Below are 9,111 nucleotides of genomic sequence, written 5' to 3'. Positions count from 1 at the left end.
GGGTTTGTAGGCTGTTCTACTCCGGCGGTTTCTACTTCTTCAAAGTCTGTTGTTGCGCCATCACTTACCGAATCAAATAAATTGCTAAAACCATCGCTACCCTGACTAGATTGACCAGGTGTCCTTTTATCTGAAAGGTACTTTTTGAACTGAGTAATCAGTGGAGTGATATTGTTAAAATATATTAAGCTTCTTCTGCTGTTTTTTGATAAAAAGATACTTTGGTCTTCACTATTAAAAGGTAAAGTGCTTATTGCTTTCTCAAATTCAGATAGCCCTTTTTTGTATAGTTCAATTGAATCGAAATTAACTTCTTCAATAAGGTTATTGATAGAAATTGGCAAGTCAGGAAAACTATTGCTCAGCTGCTCAATAAAATAAGAGTCGATATCACAATGCAAGATGTTTTCTGGAGATGAGCAAAATTCAGCATTTTTGTATTTATCAAGTTGATCTTGAAATGTTGACTGTTGATTTGTACGGCTGTTAGATAATTCCTGGTGTAGCAGGCTGGTGAACATAAGTTCAAACTTATTCTGAAGTTTAAACAACTCTTGCTTGTAATGTTCTCTAAAATCAATTTTCAAATGACGTTCACCGTTGAAGGCATTTAGTGAGATATCTAACAAATCAAATAGCAATTTTAGCCTTTCAATATGCGAAGACTTATTTAAATGAGAAAAATCAAAAGAGTCATTAAACTCATTGATATCGACTTCAGGTATATCTAATAAGCAGGCAAGGGGCTGTGATACGACATAATCATCCACATAAATATCATCTCTTATGCTAACTTGTTTTATTGTTAAAATAGTTTCCCAAAAAAGTTGTTCAGGGCTATATTCTTGGGATAGTAACTCATTTTTTATCTCATTAACCCTATGTATTTCAACATCAAAATCTTTTAAATATTGCTCCTTTTCAGTAGAGATTAAAAAGCTTAATAATTGAGGCTTAAAAGAATGAGTATTACGTTTAGTGATTTTACTAAACAGCTCATTCAAAGCTGAAGAAAACACTTTATTCTTACTTTCGGCGGGAGAGTGTAATAAATAAATAGCAGTATTTCCTTGATCATCCCTAACATAATTGGATGCATGGACATTTATCGAACCTGATTCACCAATTGTAACTCCTACTAATAGCTGCTCAACCTCTGTAATATCCGTATTTTTAATTCGAACAAATTCTTCTTCGCTCAACGCTCTAGAAATATGTGTTTCAAGTAATGCTATTGTTTGTGGTAACCACTGGAAATAGGTAGAAATAATGGTGGTTTTAATTTCAACGGTTTTGATTAGCTCCTTGGAAATTTGATTAGAAAACTGTTTGCCAATTTCCTTGGCAATAAGCCCAAAGGTATTTTTATCACGGTTAGTGAAGTGTGGCTGCACTTTTTCTTTTATTTGCTCTGGTAATAATTCATAGCTTAATTTATCGTCAATATAATAGATCTCATTTGCATTTACCCACTCTCTAGTTTTTGTTATCGCGTTTACAGCTAAAAACTTAGAGTTAGCTAATTGCTTCATTTTCTCAGCACCATGTCGTGCAGCATATGAATAGAGCTTACCTAAAATTCGATTGTAAAAATCTATGAACTGCTGTTCATCAGGTATTTTTTCTTTATAGGTATCGGAAATTAATAGCAGTAATCTCTGATAGTTTGAAATGTCATCACTGTCTAAGTGAATTAAACCGGTGCTTGAAGTAAAGCCACCCTTAAAATTATATTTAACAGGCAGTAAATTTAAATATTTTGAGATTACTTTGTTGTGGGGCTGCTTCAGTTCAAGTGGCTCAATACCAACAACATTGGTAATAGAATATGCATTTTCTTCACCACTAAATATAATCCAATTTTCAGTTTTTAAGCTTTCTACAGCACCATATATCGCTTTATTTGGTAAAGTGGTAAATATCCGATAATTGCTTGTGTAGCTAGCAGCTCTAAATCTGGGTAATGATGTATAACCTAAAAATGCTTCATATTGATTCCAGTTTTCGATAATTGAAGATTTAAACCAAGCATTATAGCTTCTTGGTTTATCTAATACCCTGTCATTTTTAATAATGAAAGGCCTAGACGAAAGGTTAAGTAACCTAACTAGATCTCTATCTCTTTTCTCCTTACCATTAACTCTTACTTGTTCATCTACTATGTAAAAAGCGGGGATATCCCATGCCCCTAGTTTCTTCCAAAATACTAGAGTTTCAGAAGACTTTTCAATTTCCCAAGCGGTCTCATCTACGAAGTCGGCATCAGGGTATAGCTCTCTTATATTCTCGTTTTCAACATATATGGGATTAGTAATTGGCGATAGCCATTTATCAGTTCCACTTATGGGCAATAATATTTTTTTCTTAATTTCATCTACTGATCTAATATCATCTGGAGACAGTCGATATATTGCACTTAAAACATCTGAATTGGGTGTTCGATCATCATTAAATAGTTTAAGTAAACGCCTAGTTAGCTCAAACGTATTAAACTCAACGATACCAGTACGACTCCTGCCGTCTCGGAAATCAACTATTTTTATCTCTTTATGTATAAAGTGAATGTGTTTCCTAATGCTTTTGGGCAATTCTTCATTAGTTTGTTCATCACCTCCATAGAACACATCTTCATTGCTAGTAACTAACTTCCATTTATCGGTCAGTAATACCTTTTTCTCAGTTAAGTTAATATCCTGATGCTTGGTAACATAAGCATATAGACCTTGAAAAAATTTAAGGTTTCTATTTTTTGCTTGTGCTTTGCATTCTTCTTCAATTTGGCTCGCCAGATTGCGGTGTTCCAAAATTTGAATATCAAATTCATCTTGTAACCAATCAGATATCTCTTCATCGCAAGTTATTAAATGTTTACCTGCCACATCCCCACTGGGAAAAATGGACTTACTTTCTGGATAACCTAAGATCACCTCGGATGGTTTGTAGTAATTACGATTACTCTTGTCATAAATGAACTTTTTATTGCTAAGCTCCTTTACAACTTCATCATATAAATTATCCAACTGGCTATCTTGGTTTCGAGTAAAACACAGCATCTTTGTTGTATTAACTTTGTCTTTTTTAAGAGAAGTTAAGACTTCATTTGCAATAAACTGTCCAATAGCCGTTAACAAGTAATCATTAACTATTGAATCTCTTAGGGCTGTTCTTTCAGGGTTAACTACAAAATAGCTGTGGATGATGAAACGAAATCCCGATGACAATTTTAACGGGTAGAAAACATACAGTTTAGAGTCGTCAACTGGATTGCAATGGCCTTTATCATTTAACTCAATGACGACACTTACATCTATTGCAGTCGAACTACTGAACACCTCTTTTTCTTTTTTAGGAAGTGAATTGACTAACTCTTTTGGCAAAGTGATTTTTTGGGAGGGGGAGTAAAACCTAAACTTTGAGTTTTCACCATCTCCACTGAGTACACTAACTGTGTCTTTGTGTTTCGAGATCTCAAGTTTGGTGGTTTTATTCTCGCTCTGAAAGAACAGTTGATTGATATTACCAAGTAAGACTAACTGCCTGTGGCCAATTTTGTTAAATGCATCAACAATAGAAGTCTCATCTAATTCAGGTTTAAGAGGCAATTCAACTTTAGTTACAAAACCATGTTCAATCTCATCAGAAGATAAAGCAGAGCTTTCAAAATGAGGAAAGAAAAACAGTGGAACAGAATCAAGCGTAAAATCATCTCTATGTATGCAAGCATTGATCGTTTTTTGGCGATCAAATTGAACAGTACCGTATTTTGTAATGATTCTTGGTATATCTGTTATTTCCTGTACAGACTTGAAGCCAATACCTTTATAACCGATATAGTCTTGACTACGTTTTGTGCTTTGCCCAATTGTGGTTATTCCCTCAATCCCTGCTTGACTAAATTCAGCACCAGAGTTAGCAATAGATAGAACATCATTTTGAAGTTCTATCTTTATGCATCCATCAGCATCAATTTCTTTGTTTGCATCCCTCACATTTTGTATTAATTCGAATAAATACCGTCCCTCATAGGCTTGTTGAATAATACGCTCTGATTCAGCACTTGCTTGTAACCCTCGTGCAGAATCATTTTTTGATTCATCAAACAACCGGTTGACAATATTTTTTAAGTTCATTCAATTATCCATCAATGGGTTTGCGGGAGATTGTGTTTGTGCTTTATATTAAAATTAGCATAAGAGGTTGATTGCCTTAAGCTCGGCTATCGAATATCAATTTACCAAATATCAATTAGTTAGGTAGCATCATAACATCTTACAGTTGCAAAAAAATCCTACCTAAACAACACTAACGCATGGAGTCTAGGAATTGTCTGATATAATCTGGACCAGAGCGATTATGACTAATCGTGTGGAATAAATCCTAATTCTCCCACAGAATCTCTAACAACGGCCATATCGACGCGAGTCAATAGGTCATGATCCAAAGCCAATACTAACCGTTTCTTAGCCCGAGTCAGTGCAACATAGATTTTTTTCCACTCTTTGTTGAAGTGATTATCTTGAGATAATCCATTTTTAGTCAGGTATGTCAATGTGTTAGTGGTTAGTATAAGTACGCATGTATCAGCATCCAAGCCTTTAACTGAATCAATACTTTGGACAGTAAATTGCACATCATCTTCTTTCGATTTGTCACATAGTTCATATAGCTGAGCGAAATGGTATTTCTCGAATATCAATTCATGTCTGGCTTTTAGCCTATTAATCGCGACTTTAGCACCGACTTCGGCGACATCATTTATGAAGTCGATAAGAGCAGCTTTGACAAATAGTGTTTTGTCTTTCTTGTGCTTGGATTCACGAATCATATCCTCGATCTCTCTCGGAAATGAATGCTTGTTTTTGGCTGATGTAGAATAGCGACCAGTTTTCTTGTCTATACAAACAAGTTGATTTGTATCTATGTAATCAGTTAGTCGTTCGTCGTATCGACAGTCTGTCGATTCTATGTACACGAGTTCACCGACCACTTCTGATAGTGACTGCTGTTTCTGGTCTTCATAGCAAAAACTGTTTGATATCGCTAAGATCTCCGTAGGTACTCGTCTGGTTTGATTGTTGCTCGGTAAGATCTTTGCGTATTCTTTTGGAGTTATTTTTTTAATGAAAGTATCAAGTGCTTGGGGAAACTTGATTGCTTGCTTGGGGTCTCCAATCATGTATACGTCAATATCATTGCTGCCTAGTACCTCGAAAAAGCGAAGAGCATCTTTATCTAAGTCTTGGACTTCGTCGATGAATATCTTGTCGAAGCAGTTCCCTAGAATAGCTAACAGTCTACGGACTTTTGCTTTCTTCGCTTTGTTGTTGTGCTTGCTGACGGCTTCATCAACAATTTGTTTAGCAACGTTGTATACATTATCTGTATGAATGACATTCATCTTTCTAAGTCGTGCAAAAAGACCATTTTTATACTTAGGATTAGATATCATTATTGATGTGTCGTTATAGACATCACCGAGTGTGAATGACGAAAATGGGTAGATGATTTCGTTCAACAAAAAGCTATGGACTGTCTGTATGCAGAGATTCGACGGAATAAAGCCATGTTGTTTGATTGTTTCTTGCTCTATCTTCGCTGTTGCGGATTTTGTGTATGTCAGTGCAAATGTCTTTTTATGGTTAGTAGAAGCTTCGATGTGTTCAATCAAAGTCTTTGCTAAGCCATAAGTTTTCCCCGCACCTGCTCCAGCAATCTGTACTTCAATCATGACAGAGCCTTAATGACCTGAGCTATGTGAGCCGGTAGCTGTATATCCAGTGGGTTCTTTTCATCAATCATCGCGTCACAGACATCCAGCATTCTAGTGGTTTTGCCACTGATCATATGACCGGACACTTCGTCGAGGTTACCATCCATTTCGAACAAACCATTTAGCAAAGCTAGGTTGTCTTTTGCTTCTACTAAATCAATTTCAAGTGTGTAGTGCTTTGTTGTTCTTACTATGACATTTTTGTTGGTTGTGTCATAAGCGTCGTGTTTCTCTTTAGCGGCATCTGAATTGTCATAATCACGAATAACACCAATTTTCTTGTTCTGGTTATCTTTGTTCAAGGAAAGCCATATATCCAAGAATGTGGCGTAACCACGTTGACTAATTGGTATAATATCAATGTCGTTGAGGGCTGCTTGTTTAGACAAATAAGTGCTGATCAGCATTTCTTCAGTTGGACCCTCTACGAGAATGACTTTGTTTGCGAACAGCAGCTTCAGAATGTCGAAATTAGGTCTCTTTCTTAGGTAGTCGACCAGCTTAGTTGGAGTATCGGACAGACTTATTGCTTTCTCGCCAGTAAACGCCAGGACATTAGAGATCCTTAGCTTGTTGATGATCGACGGGTTATGGCTAGAAATGATAGTTTGTACAAGCGAGCCACTGTTGTTTGAGCTTTTTTCGATGAAGTCTCTTACTAAACGAAGGTTGTTAACGCTCAAGTGTGCTTCTGGCTCTTCTATACAGCACAAGTTGAATGTATCACCACACGACTTGTAGTAAGCAAACAGGATGAGTATGTAGATAAGATTTCTTTGTCCCAAGCCTTTTTGGTACAAAAATTCATTACCGTATTTCAAAGTGATGTTCGATAAGATGTTCTTCAAGTTAGGCAGGTTAGGGGTGCAATCAAGCTGCTTGATAATACTGTCATAGTTCTCAAAATCTTCATTAGTTCCAATGACTTTGTCGAATGTTTCGGTCTTTTCAATTGCACTAAAGAACTCAGAGTAAGCTGTGTTGATCTGACCTTTGTCACCATCGTCTAACGTGTTCATAAGTAGCTTTGTAAAAATGCTATTAGACTTCATTGAACTGCTTTCTGAGAAGTCATCTCGCTCGGCATTGATACTATGCACGCTGACGTGTTTTAAGTCACTATATGCGATAGGCTTTTCGTTGTTCACAGATACGATTTGGTAGTCGTATAGCTCAACGGGAAAAGTAAACCAGTTAATATCATCTAACGTTTTACCAGCGAGTGATTTCTTCACGACCTCAAGTAAGTCATTGTCGTCTTTAGGCTTAAAGTCGTATCTGATTCTGTAAGTTTCCTCATCACCATCAGCAACGATCCACTTAGCTAGTAGTGCTGTTTCATAAGCATCTTTCGGATCTGCGAACTCCACGGTTACTGACACTTTAGGTATCTTCTGAAGCTGATGATCTTCAGTGTCTTCATTGACTACAGACGTCAGAAAATCAATAACGGCACCTTTGTTGATGTCAGAAACACTTAAACGCTTCTGGTTGAAGTCTATTTGGTTGCCGCTTAACGGTAACGAAAGTGCGGTGAAAAAGTTCGTCTTACCAGTATCGTTTTCACCAATGACAACTGTCAGCTGTTGAAGCTGGGCTTCGAAAGAGCGGAAGCTACGGTAGTTGTTAATTGTTACCTTTCTGACGTACATGATAATTTCCCTAAAAAGCACACAAGCGCATATGCTACTAATGTACTACAGGTCATGTGGTTACTGTATTGATCTAATGCTTTCAAATACTGAAATGTGATGGCGCATCACATGATGCCTGTCAAAAGACTGGGTAGAAAAAGGGACGAGGCTATGCTACTTCGTAGAACTCAACACATACTGGAAAGGACCATCGCAAGCGTTGGTGTCAGCGCTTGGTTTTATCATTTATTGATGCCGATATACATGTTTCCCCACCTCAGAAACAATCCACGCGCAAATCTAAGCATATTCGGGTGTTACCAATGTTCGATTTATAAAACTCATTCTGCCTAAAAACAAGTTGAAGGGGGTGATAGAATTTTTGGAATTATCTATTCATGGGCTTTGATAGCGGAACACATCAACAATTTGCTGTCTAAAATCACCCACTACGTCGAAGTAGTGGCACTGTTCTTCAGAGTTGTGTTTGATTAAGGTCGCTACTTTTCGTTCAGTTTTAGTTAGTTGTGTTTCGCCCCATGAAATCTGGTTATCTGGGCCTTCTACGCTGAAGTAGCTTGGTGTCCGTGTGTTGTGACTTTCTGGAAATTCAGAGTTGTTATTGGGCATGTGTTCTTGAAATATAACATCATTCAAAGGGACTTCTTCAGCGACTCGGTTGGCATAAGTCACCAAACTGGGCTCCGCAAAAGTATATAACCACGCTTCTTGGTTTACCCCTTTGTTTATCCTTAGAATGCGACCTAAGACTTGCCTGAAGTATAGCTCAGTCTTAACTTTGCTAAGATGGCAGCACACCTGAAGTCTAGGGATATCTGTTCCTTCGCTAATCATTCCAACACTGACTATCCAATCGGAATCGCTGTTTCTGAAATGATCGATGATCCCTGACGGGTCGTCATGCTTGTAAGTGACAATAATCGCCTTTTTATTAAACTCTTCGGAAAGCATCATGTGGATTCTTATCGCGTGCTCAACAGATGCAGCTACCACTAACCCAGCGGCGTTTGGTTTCTTTTCCTGAATCGCATCTAGCTTTTTTAAGCCTAACTTTATCAGGTACCTTATGCAGGTATCGTCGGTAATGATGCTTTGATAGTAGCCAAAAGGTTCATCCAGATATTCACGGATGGATGAGAAGTGGCGAGTGTCTGAATCGTTAGATTTTGCTGTGATCATTTCGTTGTCGACTAAGACAATACTGGGCAAGCGACACACTTTATCTTTAACCGCTTGGCTCAACCCATAAACATAGTTGCATTCAATTTCAGCCGTGTTGATGTTGTAGTGTGACAGGCTTACCGGTGCTTTATCAGAACGCCATGGCGTGCCGGTTAATGAAAGCGTGTATCGAGCATGGGATTGTATGTGTTGAATGATTTTCTCACCCCATGCGTTCGCCTCTGTCATGTTGAGCCCCGCGCAATGATGAATTTCATCCAGTACAACCAGGACTCGGTGAGTTTGTAGCAAAGACCAAAAGTAGTCATCAAAGTACTGCAAACTTTGATAGGTATACGAGGCACCTAACGCTCCAATCACGCCATCAAAACGGCAGTTTAGGTGATTCTTAAAGGTGTAAGCTAACCCCTGCGATATAGCAGTTGATGGTGAAAAGCAAAGGACAAAGTCGATAGCTTTTTGTTCAAATAGCCGAGAGGCAACTTCTGAGATCGGAAGAGCGGT

The 9,111-nt window shown here is 37.7% G+C and carries 4 protein-coding genes; all 4 read right to left on the bottom strand.

The window, feature by feature from the left end:
• Positions 1-4,130 (bottom strand): sacsin N-terminal ATP-binding-like domain-containing protein (locus tag ACP45E_RS11070; RefSeq protein ID WP_198927711.1); only part of this gene is annotated, 4,130 nt, incomplete at its 3' end.
• 227 nt (positions 4,131-4,357) lie between these two features.
• Entirely contained in the window at positions 4,358-5,728 is a 1,371-nt protein-coding gene (locus ACP45E_RS11065) for a UvrD-helicase domain-containing protein (protein ID WP_017037810.1), read from the bottom strand.
• Complete coding sequence (locus ACP45E_RS11060; RefSeq protein ID WP_017037811.1) at positions 5,725-7,422, bottom strand: ATP-dependent nuclease; 1,698 nt, start codon at positions 7,420-7,422, stop codon at positions 5,725-5,727. Before ACP45E_RS11060 ends, ACP45E_RS11065 begins: the two co-directional genes overlap by 4 nt.
• A gap of 378 nt (positions 7,423-7,800) precedes the next feature.
• Positions 7,801-9,111: DEAD/DEAH box helicase (locus ACP45E_RS11055; RefSeq protein WP_069585011.1), on the bottom strand; the 1,311-nt coding region annotated here is incomplete at its 5' end.

It is taken from the genome of Vibrio genomosp. F10 str. 9ZD137 (genome assembly GCF_049974785.1).
In the GTDB taxonomy this organism is placed as follows: Bacteria; Pseudomonadota; Gammaproteobacteria; order Enterobacterales; family Vibrionaceae; genus Vibrio.
The sequence above is the reverse complement of the archived record's forward strand: the minus strand, read 5'-3'. Positions and strand labels throughout refer to the sequence as shown.

Bases quoted from the DNA above. Each gene is read 5' to 3' on its own strand.
- ACP45E_RS11065 (WP_017037810.1), bottom strand. From the start codon at position 5,728: ATGATTGAAGTACAGATTGCTGGAGCAGGTGCGGGGAAAACTTATGGC.
- ACP45E_RS11060 (WP_017037811.1), bottom strand. From the start codon at position 7,422: ATGTACGTCAGAAAGGTAACAATTAACAACTACCGTAGCTTCCGCTCT.